This is a genomic window from Ruegeria sp. AWH4_226, assembly GCF_056159225.1.
In genome coordinates this window covers 3,064,257-3,082,746 of record NZ_JBSWUU010000001.1, presented here as the reverse complement: position 1 = coordinate 3,082,746, position 18,490 = coordinate 3,064,257, and the positions used below count along the sequence as shown (strand labels likewise).

General features: G+C 57.4%; 16 protein-coding genes, 1 other RNA gene and 1 riboswitch. Of the genes, 7 read left to right on the top strand and 10 right to left on the bottom strand.

The genetic code is table 11. The features are described from left to right. The first annotated feature begins 160 nt into the window (after window positions 1–160). On the top strand, window positions 161–1,000 hold the full coding sequence (locus ACXAET_RS15275) for a universal stress protein (protein WP_475186931.1): 840 nt from the start codon (window positions 161–163) through the stop codon (window positions 998–1,000). A gap of 37 nt (window positions 1,001–1,037) precedes the next feature. Here ACXAET_RS15275 and ACXAET_RS15270 read toward each other — a convergent pair whose 3' ends face one another. Both ACXAET_RS15270 and fnrL read right to left on the bottom strand, forming a co-directional pair. Next, complete coding sequence (locus ACXAET_RS15270) at window positions 1,038–1,289, bottom strand: GlsB/YeaQ/YmgE family stress response membrane protein (RefSeq protein WP_475186928.1); 252 nt, start codon at window positions 1,287–1,289, stop codon at window positions 1,038–1,040. Between the two features lie 74 nt (window positions 1,290–1,363). Beyond that, window positions 1,364–2,107: a transcriptional regulator FnrL gene (gene fnrL / locus ACXAET_RS15265; RefSeq protein WP_475186925.1), complete on the bottom strand. Its 744-nt coding sequence runs from the start codon at window positions 2,105–2,107 to the stop codon at window positions 1,364–1,366. A 61-nt stretch (window positions 2,108–2,168) separates the two neighbouring features. Between fnrL and hemN the strand changes: the two genes are divergently transcribed. After that, window positions 2,169–3,524, top strand: coding sequence for an oxygen-independent coproporphyrinogen III oxidase (gene hemN, locus ACXAET_RS15260; protein ID WP_475186923.1), 1,356 nt, complete (start codon window positions 2,169–2,171; stop codon window positions 3,522–3,524). 176 nt (window positions 3,525–3,700) lie between these two features. Next, on the top strand, window positions 3,701–5,629 hold the full coding sequence (locus tag ACXAET_RS15255; protein WP_475186920.1) for an elongation factor G: 1,929 nt from the start codon (window positions 3,701–3,703) through the stop codon (window positions 5,627–5,629). A 20-nt stretch (window positions 5,630–5,649) separates the two neighbouring features. Here ACXAET_RS15255 and ACXAET_RS15250 read toward each other — a convergent pair whose 3' ends face one another. The 5 genes from ACXAET_RS15250 to ACXAET_RS15230 form a co-directional block, all read right to left on the bottom strand. Beyond that, entirely contained in the window at window positions 5,650–7,227 is a 1,578-nt protein-coding gene (locus tag ACXAET_RS15250; protein WP_475186918.1) for an ABC transporter ATP-binding protein, read from the bottom strand. Continuing rightward, a complete protein-coding gene (locus ACXAET_RS15245; RefSeq protein WP_475186914.1) occupies window positions 7,224–8,330 on the bottom strand; it encodes an ABC transporter permease in 1,107 nt (368 codons plus the stop codon). Before ACXAET_RS15245 ends, ACXAET_RS15250 begins: the two co-directional genes overlap by 4 nt. Continuing rightward, entirely contained in the window at window positions 8,331–9,416 is a 1,086-nt protein-coding gene (locus ACXAET_RS15240; RefSeq protein WP_475186912.1) for a microcin C ABC transporter permease YejB, read from the bottom strand. A 9-nt stretch (window positions 9,417–9,425) separates the two neighbouring features. Next, a complete protein-coding gene (locus ACXAET_RS15235; RefSeq protein ID WP_475186908.1) occupies window positions 9,426–11,330 on the bottom strand; it encodes an extracellular solute-binding protein in 1,905 nt (634 codons plus the stop codon). A 172-nt stretch (window positions 11,331–11,502) separates the two neighbouring features. Next, window positions 11,503–12,012, bottom strand: a complete 510-nt coding sequence (locus tag ACXAET_RS15230) for a c-type cytochrome (RefSeq protein ID WP_475187233.1) — start codon at window positions 12,010–12,012, stop codon at window positions 11,503–11,505. A 119-nt stretch (window positions 12,013–12,131) separates the two neighbouring features. Between ACXAET_RS15230 and ACXAET_RS15225 the strand changes: the two genes are divergently transcribed. Then, window positions 12,132–12,965 carry a prephenate dehydratase gene (locus ACXAET_RS15225; protein ID WP_475186903.1) on the top strand — a complete coding sequence of 278 codons (834 nt, stop codon included), beginning with the start codon at window positions 12,132–12,134 and terminating at the stop codon, window positions 12,963–12,965. A gap of 112 nt (window positions 12,966–13,077) precedes the next feature. Here the strand turns inward: ACXAET_RS15225 and ACXAET_RS15220 are convergent, their stop codons facing one another. Beyond that, complete coding sequence (locus ACXAET_RS15220) at window positions 13,078–13,545, bottom strand: SRPBCC family protein (protein WP_475186899.1); 468 nt, start codon at window positions 13,543–13,545, stop codon at window positions 13,078–13,080. Between the two features lie 39 nt (window positions 13,546–13,584). Then, a complete protein-coding gene (nudC, locus tag ACXAET_RS15215; protein ID WP_475186898.1) occupies window positions 13,585–14,565 on the bottom strand; it encodes an NAD(+) diphosphatase in 981 nt (326 codons plus the stop codon). 174 nt (window positions 14,566–14,739) lie between these two features. Here nudC and ACXAET_RS15210 point away from each other — a divergent pair, with 174 nt between their 5' ends. Together ACXAET_RS15210 and ffs are read left to right on the top strand one after the other, a co-directional pair. Beyond that, window positions 14,740–16,620, top strand: a complete 1,881-nt coding sequence (locus ACXAET_RS15210) for a 5'-nucleotidase C-terminal domain-containing protein (RefSeq protein ID WP_475186895.1) — start codon at window positions 14,740–14,742, stop codon at window positions 16,618–16,620. A 39-nt stretch (window positions 16,621–16,659) separates the two neighbouring features. Then, an RNA gene (gene ffs, locus ACXAET_RS15205) (signal recognition particle sRNA small type) lies at window positions 16,660–16,758 on the top strand. Window positions 16,759–16,789: 31 nt separating this feature from the next. Here the strand turns inward: ffs and ACXAET_RS15200 are convergent. After that, entirely contained in the window at window positions 16,790–17,647 is an 858-nt protein-coding gene (locus ACXAET_RS15200) for an alpha/beta hydrolase family protein (protein WP_475186893.1), read from the bottom strand. A 134-nt stretch (window positions 17,648–17,781) separates the two neighbouring features. After that, window positions 17,782–18,001: riboswitch (cobalamin riboswitch) on the top strand. An 81-nt stretch (window positions 18,002–18,082) separates the two neighbouring features. Between ACXAET_RS15200 and ACXAET_RS15195 the strand changes: the two genes are divergently transcribed. Beyond that, entirely contained in the window at window positions 18,083–18,490 is a 408-nt protein-coding gene (locus ACXAET_RS15195; RefSeq protein WP_475186888.1) for a hypothetical protein, read from the top strand.

The window sequence follows — 18,490 nt, the reverse complement described above, 5'->3', positions numbered from 1 at the left end:
TGTGTCGCAGGACCTTTTTGACTAGCTGTTGTTTTGTCCGACAGATGCCAGACTCGCTTTGATCTGTGTCAAGACAGTACTCTGATTTCTATGACAATCGTAGACCAGCGGCTGAGGCATCGGGCCGCAGCAGGACACGCGTTAAAGGCACGAGGTCAAAATGGCGTACAAATCTCTTCTCACAGTCATGACAGACGCAAAGCAAAGCAGATCAGCGCTGGCGCAGATGGTGGCTTTGGCAGGCGCACAGGATGCACATGCTGAGGCCCTTTGCCTGGGTGTCGACCGCAGCCAGACCGGGTACTACTACGCAGGGGCAAATGCCCTGATTTTGCAAGAGACGCTTAGCCGCGCAAGCGCCGAGGCCGAAGAAATCTTGACCTACGCGAAGGAATATCTGGGCAAGACCGGGGCACGGTGGTCCGCCGAAAGTGGCGTTGCCCAGATCGCGGATATCGGTCGCCACGTAGCGCACCGTGCACGGTTCTCGGATCTTGTCATCTTGCCGCAGCCTTATGGCGAAGACCGTGGTGCCGAAGCAGAGTCCATCATCGAAGCCGCTATGTTTGAAGGGCACGCGCCGGTTCTGGTCACTCCGGATGACGCGACCCCGTTTGAACGCCCCGGTACCATCCTGCTTGGCTGGAACGAAAGCGTCGAGGCGATGCGGGCCATCCGCCGTGCTTTACCGTTCCTGGTTCAGGCTGATCTGGTGCGCATCGTTGTGATCGACCCGCCGCGCCACGGACCTGACCGGTCGGACCCGGGCGGTATGCTGTCGCAGATGCTGGCCCGCCACGGCGTTAAGTGCGAGATTGATGTTTTGAGCAAGACCATGGCCCGTGTTTCAGACATCCTGAATCGACATGCGACAGACACCGAGGCTGATATGATCGTCATGGGTGCCTATGGGCATTCGCGCTTTCGCGAAGCCATTCTGGGCGGCGCGACGCGGAACATGCTGGAACAATCCCCGGTGCCGGTTTTCCTGGCCCACTAGTTCAGTCAGCACAAAACCGCCCCAACGGGGGGCGGTTTTACTTCCGTACCAATCCGATCAAGAACAGCAATATGATCGCCCCGATGGTGGCGAAAAATATGGATGAGAAAACTCCACCGCCAACTGCGAAGCCCAGTGCAGGGAAAATCAGCCCGGCAAGAAAAGCGCCCACGACACCTACGATAATGTTGCCAATCAGGCCGAAGCCTCGGCCTTCCATGATCTTACCCGACAACCAACCGGCGACTGCACCGACGACCAGCATCGCCAATATACTGGTGAATTGCATGACCTGCTCCTGAGGTGGTCTTCACTTGAGTCCAGTTAAGCACTTCGGGCGGACCCCGTCACGCCCCAACCGCGTTAGACCAGGAACCCGCCGTCCGAGTCGTCGCCAGCCTCTTCCAACAGGCGTCCCATATCCGGGATCGTGACGTGCCGTTTACCTTGCAACGAAATAACCTGATCTTTTTTCAGAGCCGATATCTGACGGCTGACCGTTTCCAACGTCAGGCCAAGATAATCCGCCATGGCTTCGCGCGTCAGCGGCAAGTCAAACACGATCGGGCCAGTGTTACCCTCTTGGCTGATTGACGCATCGCGCCGCGCGATGATCGACAGCAGGCTGGCGATTTTCTCACGCGCGGTTTTTCGGCCCAGCACCAGCATCCATTCGCGGGCTGCGTCCAGCTCATCCAACGTCATCTGCAACAGGCGATGCGCGATATGCGGCGTCGTGCCCATCAGTTCTTCAAACGGTTTTTTGCGAAAGCAGCACATGACCAGGTCGGTTGTCGCCTGAACGTCGTAGGGCGCGATTTCACGCCCCGGTCTCCCGACGAAATCGCTCGGCAACAAAAGACCCACCATCTGAGTGCGTCCGTCTTCCATCGTCTGTGTCAACGAAGCGATTCCCGACACGACAGAGCCCACAAAGTTCATTTGGTCGCCTGACCAGATGATCGTTTGGCCGGCTTCGAAACTCCGATAGTACTTAACTTCTTCAAGTTCTTCCAATTCATCTGCGTCGCAATGCGCGCACACTGCACGATGCCGGATGGGGCAGTCCTGACAATTCGTATGGTCGATTTTGAATATCGGTGTCATGAACGTTTCCACTTGATCTCTGTCAAAGTTCGCTGGCGGGTCACCGTTTATAGGTATCGCCATGATAGTGAAACCACAATTGGCAAAGCTTGGACTATTTGACGCGAAAGTTCCGCGTTACACAAGCTACCCCACTGCGCCCCACTTCTGCAATGACGTGGGGTCAGGTTTGTTTGGCGACTGGATTTCCGGGATCAAACCGGAAAGTGAGGTGTCGCTGTATATCCATGTCCCGTTTTGCCGCAGATTGTGCTGGTTCTGCGCCTGCCGGACACAGGGAACCCAGACCGACAATCCTGTAATTGCCTATGTGGACGTACTGAAGGCCGAACTTGATCTGCTGGCCGCTCGCCTGCCAAAAGATATCACGCTGTCGCGACTGCACTGGGGCGGTGGTACCCCAACCCTGCTGATGCCGGAATTGATGCGCGACCTTGCGACCCGTATCCTCGACGTGGTGCCGCTGGGGCCGGATGCTGAGTTCTCTGTCGAAATTGATCCGAACGAGATCGACGAACCCCGTCTGGACGCGTTGGCCGAAGCCGGCATGAACCGGGCCTCGATCGGGGTCCAGGACTTCGACGATAAGATACAACAGACCATCGGCCGCATCCAAAGCTATGACACCACGCGCAAGGCTGTTGACATGATCCGCGCCCGTGGGATCACGAGCCTGAACGCCGATATCCTTTACGGCTTGCCGCACCAGACCAAGGCGCGCATGACGGAAAGCGTGCAAAAATTGCTATCTCTCAACCCCGACCGGGTTGCGTTGTACGGGTATGCGCATGTGCCATGGATGGCCAAACGGCAACAATTGATTCCGTCAGACACCTTACCGACCCCCGAACAGCGACTGGACCTCTTCGATACTGCCCGCCGCCTGTTTTTGTGGGACAACTACGCCGAAATTGGAATCGACCATTTTGCATCGCAGGATGATGGCTTGACCCATGCGCTTAAGGCGGGACGACTTAAGAGGAACTTCCAGGGCTATACCGATGATCAGGCCGAGGTTCTGATCGGCGTTGGGGCCAGTTCGATCTCACGCTTTCCGCAGGGCTATGCGCAGAATGCGCCAGCGACATCGGTGCATACGAAGGCTATCCGCGAAGGGCAGTTCTCGACCGCGCGAGGGCACGTATTCAAAGGGCAAGACATCCTGCGCGCCCGGTTGATCGAGGCATTGATGTGCGACTTCCAAATCAACAGCGCCGAAATCATACGCGATCATAGCATTTCCGAGGCCGAGTTGCAGCGCATGTACCAAAAGACCAACGCCGCCTTTGATGGGCTGCTGCGGATCACCGAGGACGGGTTATTCATCCCGCCCGAGGCACGCCCGCTGACCCGTATGATCGCCCGCAGCTTTGATTCTTATGATCTCAGCGAAGCCGGCCACAGCTCAGCCATCTGACACCACGGCATGTCAGGGCTTGACGCGGTGGGTCCGTTATCCGCACACTTGCAGGGTGGGCGGACCATCTTGCCCGCGTCTGAGGCAGGCCGAGTAACAGACAAAGCGCTGGCGCATCCGTGCATGGCTATCCCTTTCGTGCAGTCGAACTGCAATTTGAAAGAGGGACAGCACCCATGCGCGTTTTCACCGTCCTCGGCCCCAGCCAATCGGGCAAAACAACCCTGGTCGAGGCCATCAGCCGCCTAGATGACCGGCCCACCACATTCGACGTATCAGGAACCGTGCATTTGCACGGTTTTTCTTACTTGGGAGAGCCTTGGTGCGCCGTTGACGTGGATGGCGGCGGCGACAATCTGGCGTATGTCGGACCGGCCATGGCGATCTCGGACGCGGCAGTGGTTGTTGTTCCGCCCGATCCAAACGCCGCAGTCCTGTGCGCCCCATATCTGCGCCTGGTTGAAGAGGCGGGCATCCCCTGCTTTCTGTTCATCAACCGAATGGACAACCCCAACGGGCGAATCCGTGACATCATCGCGGCCTTGCAGACCTATTGTTCCCATCACATTGCCCTGCGACAAGTTCCGATCCGCGAAGATGACGTGATCATCGGTGCGGTCGATCTTATATCTGAACGGGCCTGGAAATATCAGGAAGGGCAACCCTCGGCCCTGATCGAGCTTCCGCAATCGGTTGAAGACCGCGAACAGGAGGCCCGCACCGAGTTGCTGGAAACCCTGTCGGATTTCGACGACCACCTGTTAGAGCAACTGATCGAAGACAAGCGGCCCCCCAGCGCCGAAGTCTATGAGCTGGCCGCGCAGGTCTTGCAAAACCAGCAACTGATCCCTGCCTGCTTGGGCGCGGCCAGCCACGGTAACGGCTTGACCCGCCTGATGAAAGCGCTGCGGCACGAAGCCCCGGAGTTCGACATTGCGGCCGGGCGCGATGAGGCCGCCGAAAACGCCCGAGCCATCGCCGGGTTCGCGGATGTGAAAAAACACATCGGCAAGATCGTCGTTCTGCGCGGGTTGGGTGAGGGCGTGAAAGCCCATGAAAACCTTGGCGGAGAAAGCGTCGGCAACCTGACCACTCTGGACGCAAAAACGCAAATTGCCGAACTGCCCGCCGGGCAAATCGGGCTTGCAGTCAAGTCCGACCACCTGAACCCCGGGAATCTGTATGACAGCGCATCCTCGACGCCGCTGCCTGAATGGGCCGCATCGCATCCGGTCGCGCATCGACAAATCGTGTCACCAGCGCATGAACGCGATGACGTGCGCCTGTCCAACGCGCTGACACGTCTGGCCGAGATCGACCCAGGACTTCATTTGGCACAGGATGAACTGAGCGGACACGCCATATTGGGATCTCAGGGACCGCAGCATATGCGCCGCGTCACCGCGAAACTGGCCGAAGATTTCGGAATTGAGATACTGGCCGATCCGGTCGAAACTGCCTATCGCGAAACCATCCGTGCACCTGTCGAACACCGTCATCGCCACCGCAAGCAATCCGGCGGTGCGGGGCAATTTGCCGACGTGGTGATTTCGGTCGCGCCGATGCCACGCGGATCGGGATTTCAGTTCGAGGAAATCGTCAAGGGCGGCGCGGTACCCAAGAATTACATCCCGTCGGTCGAACACGGCGCCAAAGACGCGCTGGCGCAAGGCCCGGAAGGCTTTCCCGTGGTCGACGTGAAGGTGACACTCAGCGACGGTAAGCACCACAATGTGGACAGCTCAGACTATGCCTTTCGGACCGCCGGCAAAAACGCCGTGCGCGAAGCCTTGCCGCAAGCCAAACCCGTGGTTCTGCAACCGATTCTGAGCGCCGAAATCCACCTGCCTTCGGATTTTGTCGGGGACCTCGTTCCGACGATCAGTTCGCTGCAAGGGCAGGTGCTGGGATTTGAGGGCAACCCCAGCGCTTCAGGCTGGGAGATTTTTAATGCCCAACTGCCCGCCGTGGCCGAGGATGAGCTTCACCGGACCCTTGCCAGCGCCACACGCGGCACCGGCTGGGTTAAACTGAGCTTTGATCACTATGAAGAGCTGCGCGGGCCAGTGCCGAAAACCGCAACGCGTGAAAGCGCCAATGCCTGACCGAATGCGGCGGGCTGCGTTCAGCCCGCCGCCGCGATCAGTTCGCGGGTGTAATCAGTCTGGGCGTTTTCAAACAGATCCTCCGCCGCGCCCATTTCGATAACGTCGCCATTGCGCATGACGATCACCTTGTGCGACATGGCACGCACGACTTTCAGATCGTGGCTGATGAACAAATAGGCCAGCCCGTATTTCCGTTGCAGATCGCGCAGCAGATCAACAATCTGCACCTGCACTGTCATGTCCAGTGCGCTGGTCGGTTCATCCAGAACCAACAGCTTGGGCCGCAATACCATGGCGCGTGCGATAGCGATACGCTGACGCTGCCCGCCCGAGAACTCATGCGGATAGCGATCCATCGCCGCCGGGTCCAGACCAACCTCGGTCATCACCTCGGCCACCAATTCACGCGGGGCGCGGTGCGGGTCGACATTGTGGATCGCCAACCCTTCGGCAATGATCTGCTGGCACGTCATACGCGGGCTGAGACTGCCGAACGGGTCCTGAAACACGATTTGCATATCTTTGCGCAAGCGGCGCAGTTCCCGAGTGGACCACCGTCGCACGTCCTGATCGCGGAAGGTGATACCGCCCTCTGACGCGATCAACCGCATGATCGCCAGCGCCAGAGTTGTCTTGCCAGAGCCGCTTTCGCCGACGATTCCCAATGTCTCGCCCGCACGCACGCTAAGTGTGGCATCATTTACTGCTTTGACGTAACCGACAGTCCGTTTCAAAAACCCACGCTGGATCGGAAACCAGACCTTGAGGTTTTCTGTTCGCGCGATCTCTTCCGCGTTCGATGCCACGGGATCAGGATGACCCGAAGGTTCAGCGCCCAGCAGTTTGCGGGTGTAGGGGTGCTGCGGGTTGTTGAAAATCTCAGCCGTCACGCCGGTTTCGACAATCTCACCATCCTTCATCACGCAAACCCGGTCCGCGATACGCCGCACGATACCCAGGTCGTGCGTGATAAACAGCATCCCCATGTTTTCGGATTTTTGAAGCTCGGCCAGCAGGTTCAAGATTTGCGCCTGAATCGTAACGTCCAGCGCGGTGGTGGGTTCATCGGCGATCAGAATATCAGGCTTGTTAGCCAGCGCCATGGCAATCATCACACGCTGCCGCTGCCCGCCCGAAAGCTGGTGCGGATAGCTGTCCAAACGCTCCCGGGGGTCACGGATGCCGACCTTGGTCAGCAGCTCGACAATTCTTTCGCGCGCCGCGTCACCGGTCAGACCCTGGTGCAGGGCTAGCGACTCGGCCATCTGCTTTTGGATCGTGTGCAGCGGGTTGAGAGAGGTCATCGGCTCTTGGAAGATAAAGCTGATATCGTTGCCGCGCACTTCCATCAGCTTGTCTTCGGACGCGCCAATCATCTCGTGGCCATCATATGTGGCCGAACCTTCGACGATGGCGCTGTCACCCAACAGGGAAACTGTCGACAGGGCTGTAACCGATTTACCCGACCCGGATTCCCCCACAAGGGCAACCGTCTCCCCCCGGTCGACAGTAAACGAAACACCTTTCACCGCCGCGCTGACCTGCCCGTCCTGCCGAAACGAGACGTTGAGGTTTTTGACATCCAAAAGGCTCATGAAAAGGTCTTTCTCGGATCAAACGCATCGCGGACACCTTCGAAGATGAAGACCAGCAGCGACAGCATGATGGCAAAGGTGAAAAAAGCCGTGAAGGCCAGCCAGGGCGCTTGCAGGTTCTGTTTTGCCTGCAAAGTCAGTTCGCCCAATGATGGGGCCGAGGACGGTAGACCAAAACCCAGAAAGTCCAGCGAGGCGAGACCCCCGATGGTGCCCGTCACGATGAAAGGCATGAAAGTCAGCGTTGCAACCATCGCGTTGGGCAGCATGTGGCGGAACATGATGGTCATATTCCCAACGCCCAGAGCCCGCGCAGCACGGACATATTCAAGATTGCGGGCGCGTAGGAACTCGGCCCTGACAACACTCACCAGCCCGGTCCAACTGAACAGGATCAACAAGGCCACCAACAGCCAGAAACTTCGCCCCAAAATGGCAAACATAATGATGATGACGTAGAGCGATGGCGTGGCCGACCAGATTTCGATGATGCGTTGGAACACCAGGTCGAGCCAGCCGCCGAAAAAGCCCTGAATGGCCCCGGCGAAAATGCCGATCAGGCTGGCGACGCCTGTAACCATCAGCGTGAAAAGGATCGACAGGCGGAAGCCATAGATCACCCGCGCCAGAACATCGCGTTTTGTATCATCCGTCCCAAGCAGGTTTTGTCCGTTGGGCGGCAATGGTGCCGCGCCCGGCCGATCTACGCTCGTGTTGAAGGAATACGGGATCAGTGGCCAGATGGCCCAGCCGCGTTCAAACCCTTCGGCTTGGAACGTACCGGCCTTGATCTCGTCAATAATGCCTTCGGGGTCGTCGAAACAGTCTTCAAGACCACCGCTGTCGATCAGGCACTGCACTTCGGGGTCGCGATAGATCGCTTCGGTCTGGAAATCACCACCGAATTCAGTTTCCGCATAGAAATTGAAGATCGGCGTGAAAAACTCACCCCGATATTTTACCAGGATTGGTTTGTCGTTTGCGATGAACTCGGCAAAAAGCGACAGGCCAAACAGAACCGAGAAGATGATCAGCGACCAAAACGCCCTGCCATTGCGGCGGAAGTTGCGCCAACGGCGCTGGTTGAGCGGGGAAAGTGTCATCTACCCCTCCCGTTTTTCGAAATCGATGCGTGGGTCGACCAGCACATACATCAGGTCGCTGATGATGCCGACGACAAGGCTCATCAAGCCAAAAATGAATAGAGTGCCAAAGATCACTGGATAGTCCCGCGCCACCGCGGCCTCAAAGCCCAAACGACCCAGACCGTCGAGCGAAAAGATGGTCTCGATTATGATCGACCCGCTGAAGAAAACCCCGATGAACACGGCCGGGAACCCGGCAATCACGATCAGCATGGCGTTGCGAAAGACATGGCCATACAGAACCTTGCTTTCGCTTAAGCCTTTAGCGCGGGCCGTCATGACATATTGCTTTTTGACTTCATCCAAAAACGAGTTCTTGGTCAGCAGCGTCAATGTTGCAAAGGCCGAAATCGTCAGGGCAATCACCGGCAGGGTGATGTGCCAGAAATAGTCGAAAATCTTGCCAAACAGGCTGAGGCTGTCCCAATCGTCCGAGGTCAGTCCGCGCAACGGGAAGATTTGATAATACGACCCACCGGCAAACAGCACCAGCAACAGAATCGCAAACAAGAAGCCGGGGATCGCGTAAGCCACGATGATTGTTCCGCTGGTCCATGTGTCGAATCTCGACCCGTCCCGGACCGCCTTGCGGATACCCAGCGGAATCGACACCAGATAGGCGATCAGCGTCGACCACAGACCAAGCGAGATCGACACCGGCATCTTCTCAAGCACCAGATCAATCACGCTGATCGAGCGGAAATAGCTCTCACCAAAATCCAGCGTCAGGTAATTGCCCATCATGTCCAGGAACCGCTCGACCGGAGGTTTGTCGAACCCAAATTCCCTTTCAAGTTCTTCGATGAACTCGGGCGGCAGTCCACGCGCACCGACATAACGATCGTTCGCGCCACCGGTTTGTTGTTCGATATCACTGCCGCCGCCCGCGATGCCTTCAAACACGTCACCGCCCCCTTCCATTTGGGCGATGATCTGTTCAATCGGACCGCCGGGGACGAATTGAACCAGCGTGAAGTTGACGATCATGATCCCCAGCAGGGTTGGAATGACCAGCAACAGACGTCTTAGAATATATGCTCCCATGGGGGCGGATTACCTCAACGCGCCCGAGGATTTCAACTCGGCTTCTTTCTCGGCGTTGATCCACCACAGGTCTTCGACTCCCAAAGCATAAGGCGGCAGGTTTTCGGGGTATTCATACATGTCCCAATAAGCGACCCAGTATTTACCCAGATACCAGGTTGGCACCATGATCCGCTTGGCGCGCAAGACACGGTCGAGGGCGCGGACATTGGCGTACAACTCCTCGCTTTCGGTTGCAGCCACAATATTGTCGATCAGCGGTTCAATGTCCGGGCCATGCGCACCTGACGGGTTGAATACGGAATACGAGGCAGCCTCGGTCCCGAATTGCTGATAAAGGCCGGTTGAAGGTTGCAGCGATGTTGGGTATCCGCCAACAATCATGTCAAAGTCCCGGTCACGTCGACGCAGCGTGAACTGGGCGTTGTCCACACGGTTATAGATCGCATCAATCCCCATGGCGCGCAGGTTGTCGACAAAGGGCTGGATAATCCGGTCCAACGTGGGCTGATCCGACAGAAACTCAATGGACAGAACCTTGCCTTCGCCATTCCGGCGAATGCCGTCGCCGCCGACGACCCAACCGGCCTCATCCAACAGGGCCATGGCCGTGCGCAGATTACGGCGGTCATTCTGGCGCGCGGGTCTGGAAGCATGCGCCATCACCGGTTCTTCAGTCAAAACAGCCGGGTCCACCGCATCGCCAAGGCTTTGCAGGACTTCAAGCTCGCGTCCTTCAGGCAGGCCAGTGGCCTCAAGATGCGTGCCTTCCCAGAACGAATGGCGTTGCTGAAACAGCCCGTATTGCAGGCTTTCATTGGTCCATTCGAAGTTATAGGCAAGCTGAACCGCTTCGCGGACACGCGGATCCTGAAATTGAGGACGGTCCAAATTCATGATGAACCCCGAGGCCGTGGGGACGTTGCCGTCCTCAAGCTCGACCCGAATGACGGACCCGTTGGCAATTGCGGGGAAATCATACGCGGTTGCCCAGCTTTTCGAGTTGTTTTCCTGCCGCAGGGTGAATGTGCCCGCCTTGAACCCCTCCATCGCAGCAATGGAGTCGCTGAAATATTCGATGCGGATCTTGTCGTAGTTGTTGCGGCCGACATTCACGTTGATGTCGTCACCCCAATAGTCCGGGTTCCGCTTGTACACGATACGCCGGTTGATGTCGTAGCTGTCCAAAAGGTACGGGGCCGATCCGATCCCCGGCTCGAGCCGCGACTTGTCCAAACGCCGGTTGTCCGGGTCCGCTTCGAACCACGCCTTCGAGAATACCGGCGTACCACCCACCTGCGAGATCAATGCCCGGCGCGGAATATCCGGAGCAAAGTAGAACTTGACCCGGTGATCATCCAGCGCCTCGGCGCGGGGGATACGCTTGCGTACCGCATCTGCATATGACTTGAGCCCCTGATCCAGCAGCAGGTTATGAGAAAACACCACATCTTCGGCCGTCACTGGCGTACCGTCAGAAAACCGCGCCTCGGGGCGCATGTTGAAAATGACCCATTCCTGACTTTCGGGATATTCCAGGCTTTCGGCCAGCAGCCCGTAGTAAGACGCAGGTTCGTCATAAGACGGGACCAGCAGAGATTCGTACTGATCAGCCGACCGCGCACCAGCACGGCCTTGCCGCGTAAATGGGTTGAAACTGTCGAATGTGCCCTGCGCGGCATAAGACAGTTCGCCTCCCTTTGGCGCGTCAGGATTCACATAATCGAAATGTGCAAACCCTTCGGGATATTTCAGATCACCAAACTCTGAAAATCCGTGGCTTTTTATAATCTTCTCTTCCGCAAACAGCGGCACAGTCATCAGAAGAACCAGCCAGAAACCGACGACCAACGCATATGTCCAGCGACTGAAATCCATTGCACGTGCTTGAACAGAAACTCTGTTGGATTTCATGTTGCTCATCCCCTGCTTCACCTGTTTCAATACCTTGTTCGCGCCAGCTAAATGACCAGAGCTGTCAGGTTCAAGTTTAGATTGCGTGAACACTTTGTGAAGATGTCATGAGGCAAAAATAAAGCCGCTGCGCAGGGCAGCGGCTTTGATTTTGGTCATCTTGATCACTTGATCAGTTGCCGATCGTCTGCAAGTAGGCAATCAGATCAGCGCGATCTTCAGGCTTTTTGAGGCCAGCAAAGCTCATGGATGTACCCGAAATGTAAGAGCTTGGACGCTCGAGGAATGCATCAAGTGCTTCGGGGGTCCAGTTGCCGCCATGCGCCTGCATCGCGGCGGAGTAGCCGGTAAATCCTTTGGCGGACGCAACCGGACGGTCCACCACTGCGTACAAATATGGCCCCGTGCCATTTGCGCCATCGTCCAGCTTGTGGCAGGCCGTGCACTTGCGGAACACCTTTGCGCCGTTATCGGGATCAGCGGCGGCCAGCAAATCTTCGAAAACGACTTCTTCGGCATCAGCGCTTTCGCCTGCGCTTTCGGTTTCGATGATGTAAGAGGCCGTCTCACCATGGCCGTCCGCATGGTAAAGCACTTCGGCTGCCCATTTTGAAAGAAGCAGGACCAGGAAGGTGCCAAAAAGGCCTGCTGCGGCCTTGGTAACTGTCATCGTGTCGAACATTGATCGCTTGTCCATTTCAGCTGTCTTTGGGGTGTCTAAGGCTTCCCCTTGCAAGAGGCAAGGTATAGACACCGCGACTAAACGCCCAACCCTAAAACTTTTTGCACGGAATCGACCACATGACCAAACGAATTGCATTTCAGGGAGAACCCGGCGCCTACAGCCACGAGGCCTGCCGCAATGCGCGCCCCGAAATGGAAGCCCTGCCCTGTCGCACGTTCGAAGATGTGATCGAATCAGTGCGGACGGGCGAGGCGGACCTTGCCATGCTGCCGGTCGAAAACACGACTTATGGGCGGGTGGCCGACATTCACCGTCTGCTGCCACATAGCGGGCTTCACATTATCGATGAGGCGTTCGTCCGCGTGCATATCAATCTGCTGGCAGTGCCAGGTGCCACCCTGGCTGACATCACCGAGGCACACTCGCATCTGGTATTGCTGCCGCAATGCGCGGGTTTTCTCAAAGAACACAACATCCGCGGCCGAGTTAGCCCCGATAACGCCCGCGCCGCGCGCGAGGTCTCAGAGCAGGGTGATTTGCAGTCCGCGGCGCTGGCCAGCGAACTGGCAGGTGAAATCTACGGGCTGAACGTATTGGCCCGTCACATCGAGGACCAAGACAACAACACCACCCGTTTTCTGATCATGTCACGGGAAACGGACTTATCCCGGCGTGGTCCACATGGCATGATCACCAGCTTTGTCTTTCAGGTGCGCAACATTCCCGCCGCATTGTATAAAGCGCTGGGTGGGTTTGCCACCAACGGCATCAACATGACCAAGCTGGAAAGCTACATGGTCGATGGCTCATTCACCGCGACACAGTTTTATGCAGATATCGTAGGCCATCCCGATGATCAAAACGTGCAATTGGCGATGGAAGAGTTGGAGCATTTCACCACCAATGTCGAAGTACTGGGTGTATACCCCGCAGCGCAACCGCGCGGCTGACCCGCGCGACGGGTCAATTCAGTGTAAATTTCTTCGACTCTGCATCGGTAATCCAGGCTTTGTGTGGCCAAAAATGCTCAGATCTGCCTGCGCCCTTCCAACTTTGCGGCGCTCACGACCCGTGGAGATGACGCTCTTCCATTTCACGTGCAAATTCGCTGAGCCGCATCTGGAACCGGCGACGAAAGCGAGCTTGCCCCAGTTTCAGCGATTGAAGGAACAGCCGCGCCGGCAAAGACCTGGCAGCCAGCGACATTTCAACACTCATACGGGTGCGCCGCTGCGATAGAGCCAGAAATTCGACGAGTGTCATACCTTTCATGCCTTTGCTTGTCGCCTGGAACCGCATCAGCGACGGCGGGTCACACTCGTCCATTTCAATCGCAATATGACGGGGCTTTCCACGCAGTTTAAACTGCGTCTCCCACCGGGTCCCCGGGACGACACCCATATGCCCTGTCAGACGCCGCACTTCGATCCCGCGGCGCATTGCCATGCGTTCGAACCGCTCAAAATCGGCGACCATTTCGAACACGGCATTGATCGGGGCTTCGATGTCTTCGCGTGCTGTAAACTGCATGGCGGCTCGTGTTTATATCGCTCTTTACTCAGTATTTTGTCAGTCCAGCGTATCCGCAAGCCAGTTTTGCAGCAGGAAATGCGCAATGGCCCCTTTTCGTGCAGGCAGCAGCGTCGGATGCTCGCCTGCGAAGACCTGCATCATCTCGGGCTTACTTACCCATATCGCATCTTCGATTTCGACCGGATCAATGGTGATCTCGCGCGATAGTGCTTCGCCGGAACAACCAAACATCAAAGAGGCGGGAAATGGCCACGGCTGGCTGGAGAGGTAGCTGACCGAACCGACCGGCACACCAGACTCTTCCATCACCTCACGCCGGACTGCCGCCTCAAGCGTTTCGCCCGGTTCGACAAAACCCGCCAGCAGCGAATACATCCCCGCGGGCCATCCCGGCGATCGCCCGATCAGAACCGAATCCCCATGGGTGATCAACATGATGACCACCGGATCGGTGCGCGGGAAATGCTGCGCGCCACAGACCGGGCAACTGCGCTGCCATCCGGCCTGCGATACCTCGCTGGGCGCACCACACCGCGCGCAGAACCTGTGCGTCTCGTGCCAGCCGATGACCGCTTTAGCCGCGGCAGCCAATTCTGCCTCTCGGGCAGACAGACGGGTCATAATTCGGCGCAGTTCAGCAAAGACATAGCCTTGGGGCAAATCCGGGTGTTGCTGTTCTGACGGATCGACAAAGCCGCCAACCTGCGACATGTCCATCCCGTCGGGCGACCAGGCCGATATATCCTGGGCAAAGACCGGATCACCATCGGAAAGACCCAGAAACACCGGCTCTTCAATACTGCCACCCGGTCCATTCTTGACCAGATCGTGATCCATCGGCACGAGGCCCAGACGGTCCAGCGCCTCGCCCTGAACCAGCGGCTTGCCACGCCAGAGCAAAAGGCAGCGCGCCTGTGGATGGGTTTGGGCCTGCGCCAGTTTGTCAAGATCGCCCCGTATCTGCGCCGCGCGATCAAGGCCTGAACTGCCAAACGTCACAAGTTCCGCGTGTTTCATACTAAGTCCTTCGGGTAGTCGGCACGGGGGTGCCACGGCTGACCCCATGTTGCAATGGCAATTCTTGCACCGGAACACCCCAGGCTGCTGGATGATTGCAGACATACCTTACAAGTTGCACATATTATACTTTTTGGAGAATATGGCGCGTATACAACATCCAGAAGTAGAAGCTTGACTGACTCCCCCAGACCACCGAACGCGCCGCTGAAAATACGGATCCTTGCAACCTCCGATCTTCACATGAACCTCTGCGGCTTTGACTATTATTCAGACACACCTGACCCGTCGATCGGTTTCACCCGCACGGCACACCTGATCCGTGCTGCCCGGCAAGAAGCCGAGGCGCAGGGCGCCATGGTTCTGCTGTTTGACAACGGGGATTCGCTGCAGGGTACGCCGCTTGGGGAATGGGCAGTGCAACCGGAAAACGCGCCTCATATCCTGATGCGTGCGTTTGGCGATCTTGGTTATGACGCCATTGGGCTGGGCAACCACGACTTCAGTTTCGGCTTGAATACGCTTGACCAAGTGATCGCGGCCTCAAGCTGCCCGGTGATTTGCAGCAATGCGCACCGGCAAGATGCCAGCCCGTCGTGGAAGGGCCACACCATCGTCACCAAAACGGGTCTGTACAAGGGTCAGCCAGTTTCGCTGAGAGTCGGTGTTTTTTCAGTTCTTCCGCCACAGACTGCGAAATGGGAAGCGCATAAGCTGGGGAATAAGGTTGTCATGAACGGGATTTTAGCATGCGCCACAGAAAAGGTTACGGACCTTAAAAGCCTGGGCTGTGATCTGATCATCGCCCTTGCGCATACAGGTATTGGCCCCACGAAAGGGGGTTCCGATCTTGAAAACGCGATTGTGCCTCTGGCCGCGCTCGATGGGATTGATGCCTTGATCGCCGGGCATTCGCACCTGACGCTGCCTGGAAAGGCACATGACTGTTGTGCGCATGTCGATGCGAAACGGGGTAAAGTGCATGGAAAGCCGGTCGTGATGCCCGGAGCGGCCGGCGCAAATCTTGGGTTGGTTGATCTGGAGTTGGACAGGCTTGATGGCAGTGAATGGCGCGCGCGTCACAGCCATGTCGAACTGCGGTCGGTATGCCCTTCAAAATCCGGCGCGTCGCCCGCGCCCGTCGCAAAAGATCCGGTGTTAAGGCAACTCTTCACACCCGGTCACTTGGAAACCCGGCGACGCACAGCACAACATATCGGTCAGACCGATCGTCACCTGCACAGCTATTTCAGCTTTTGCGCCCCGGACAGGGGTCTTGTTCTGACGGCGGCTGCGCAAGCGGCAGCGGTCAGGCCCTATTTGCAGACGACACCGTTTGCAGGTTTGCCGGTTCTGTCTGCAGCCGCGCCGTCCAAGGTCGGAGGACGCGCCGGTCCGCGATACTTCACTGATATCCCGGCTGGTCAGATCTGTGTGCGCCACGTAAACGATCTATGTGTCTTTCCCAATGAATTGCGGGCCGTATTGGTTGATAAAAGACAGGTTACGGATTGGCTGGAAATGTCCGCGAGTGTTCTCAATTGCATTCAACCCGGCCAGCATGCCGATCTGATCAACACAAACCGGGCCGGGTACAATTTTGACATTCTGCAGGGTCTGACCTATCAGATCGACCTTTCGCAGCCCCCACGTTTTGACTTGGCAGGCCATCTGATTTCCCCCACTCACCAGCGTATTCGAAACATTCGTTTTGAGGGGCAACCATTGACGGCTGATCAGCGGTTTGTGGTTGCGTCGAACAATCATCGCGCCAATGGCGGTGGCCATTTCCGATTCATGGAAGCGGCAGAGCTCATAAACCTGCCACCCTTGCTTGTTCAACGCGCCCTGCAGGATTATCTGTCCGGCTCTTTGCCGCGCGACCCGCTCGAGGCTGCCCCCTACCCGTTTACCTTTGTGCCCTTACAGGGGGCGACATCCCTGCTTCGAACAGGCCAGAAGGCGCAGGATCATCTAGTGGAACTAAGTGGTTTCGACCCTCAAGTCATCGGAACTGATGATGAGGGCTTTTTGCTTGTCCGATTGACGCTCTGACGGGTTGTGTTTCGGAAGTGGTTTGCTTATATCCCTGCGTGAGAGGTTGGCGCGGGCGAGCGCCTCGCCAACCTGGTCAGGTCCGGAAGGAAGCAGCCACAACGAGCCCCGCTTGGGTCGATGTCCAACCTCTCACTTCTTCCTCACCATTTCCTTCTCCGCGTCCGGCCTAGGCAATCAATCGCGGCCAGACTGCGGCGTTGCGACGGGCAAAAGCTCCGATATGTCCTACCTTGGGCAAACCAAGCTCAGTCGGAGACAGGACATGCCGGCGCGCGTTGGGTCCGAAAAGACCGGCCAACCGCCAAACCGCCTTCGGCGGCACTACATCGTCATCGTCGAATGTAAAAAGATCCACGGGTGTGTCTGGCGGCGCTTCGCGAGCGTCGGGCAAGGTCACTCCGATTTCGGGCAGATAGTTGCGCGGCGCGGTACTCCATCCGCGCCACTGCCAGTACACTGACGCGGGCAAATCTGCCCCGAAACCCAGCGCCTTGCCCGGTAAATAGCCCAGTGCTTTGACGGCCAATGGGGCATGACCGTACCAGAACAGCAAGGCAAGCCCGCGGTATGGCCACGGGTGATCCGACACTGTGACCAACCCTGAACATACACAAATCATACGATCAATCTGATCCAGATCGGATTGAATCGGCCCCAACATTCCACCGATGGAATGGCCAATGCTCCATTGCTGCGCATCGGGAAATCGCTTTCGTATTTCGGCGCGTGCTGCGGGCATATCTGTCAAAGCCCAGTCCGCCATCGTGGCCCGTGCCGCCTTTAGCGGACCGCTCAGCGAATGGCCAAAGTCGCTGTAATCATAGGTCAGGCAGGCCATTCCCTGCTCAGCAACCAGCCAGCGCGCAAAATGCTGGTAGTAGTCCCGAGGCACGCCGGTTGCCCCGTGAATGACGACGGCCGTTCGGGGCGTGTCTATCGGGCAATATAGCCGAGCCGACAATTCGGTCGCACCTGACGGAATCAGAATATCCTCGGTCAGCACGGCTTGTTCGGTATCCAGCATCCTACCCTCTATCTGAACTAATCAGTTCACCTGATGTATCCGCATGGATTGCCGGGCCAAGTCAACCGGGTTTCAACATGACCCCACGTCCACCTCGCAAACCAACAGGCCGCTTGACTCAAGCCACCCTGACCCGCTAGCGAGGGGCTGATGGTTCCTGCCCCGGATCTCGGGGCCGGATGAAAAGGGAACACGGTGCGGTCCTGCCCGTAAAATCGGAATGGACCAAGGCCGAGACTGCCCCCGCAACTGTAAGCGGTGAGCAATGCCGGAATACCACTGACCGCAAGGTTGGGAAGGTCGGCAACGCGATGACCCGCAAGTCAGGAGACCTGCCATCGAAACAAAATCGAAACTCGGGCGGGGCGCCCGGACAGGTCGTCAAGACATTGTCACACCTGATCCATGCCCCGATCCATGCGCGGAGGGCGCAGTATGATCTGGAAGACAAAGACACACCAATTCTCGGCAACCATGTGTCAGAAAACCGGCAAAACCTGCCCGGCACTGGCGCAGATGGCGCGCTCAGTCTTGCAAGCGATTGACGTTGCGGTCCCGGCGACAACCCCTGAGTTTGAATTCGACGGCAATAGCGAGCTGTCCTATTGCCCGCAAGGCTGCGTCGCACGGTTCAGAGCGCAAAAAGACCTCATCCGTGTCTATTGCGGGGCCACCGATGATGCCCCTGTTGAAACGCTTGAGATTTACGCGGACATGATGTTTGGCCTGGATACAGCCATTCGTCCAGCAGGCATGCTGACCACCCCGCCCTGCGCAATGCTGGAAGTCACAACCCTTGCAACAGAGCCTGTCGTTGAGATAGATCGGCAAATGGCGCTTTGA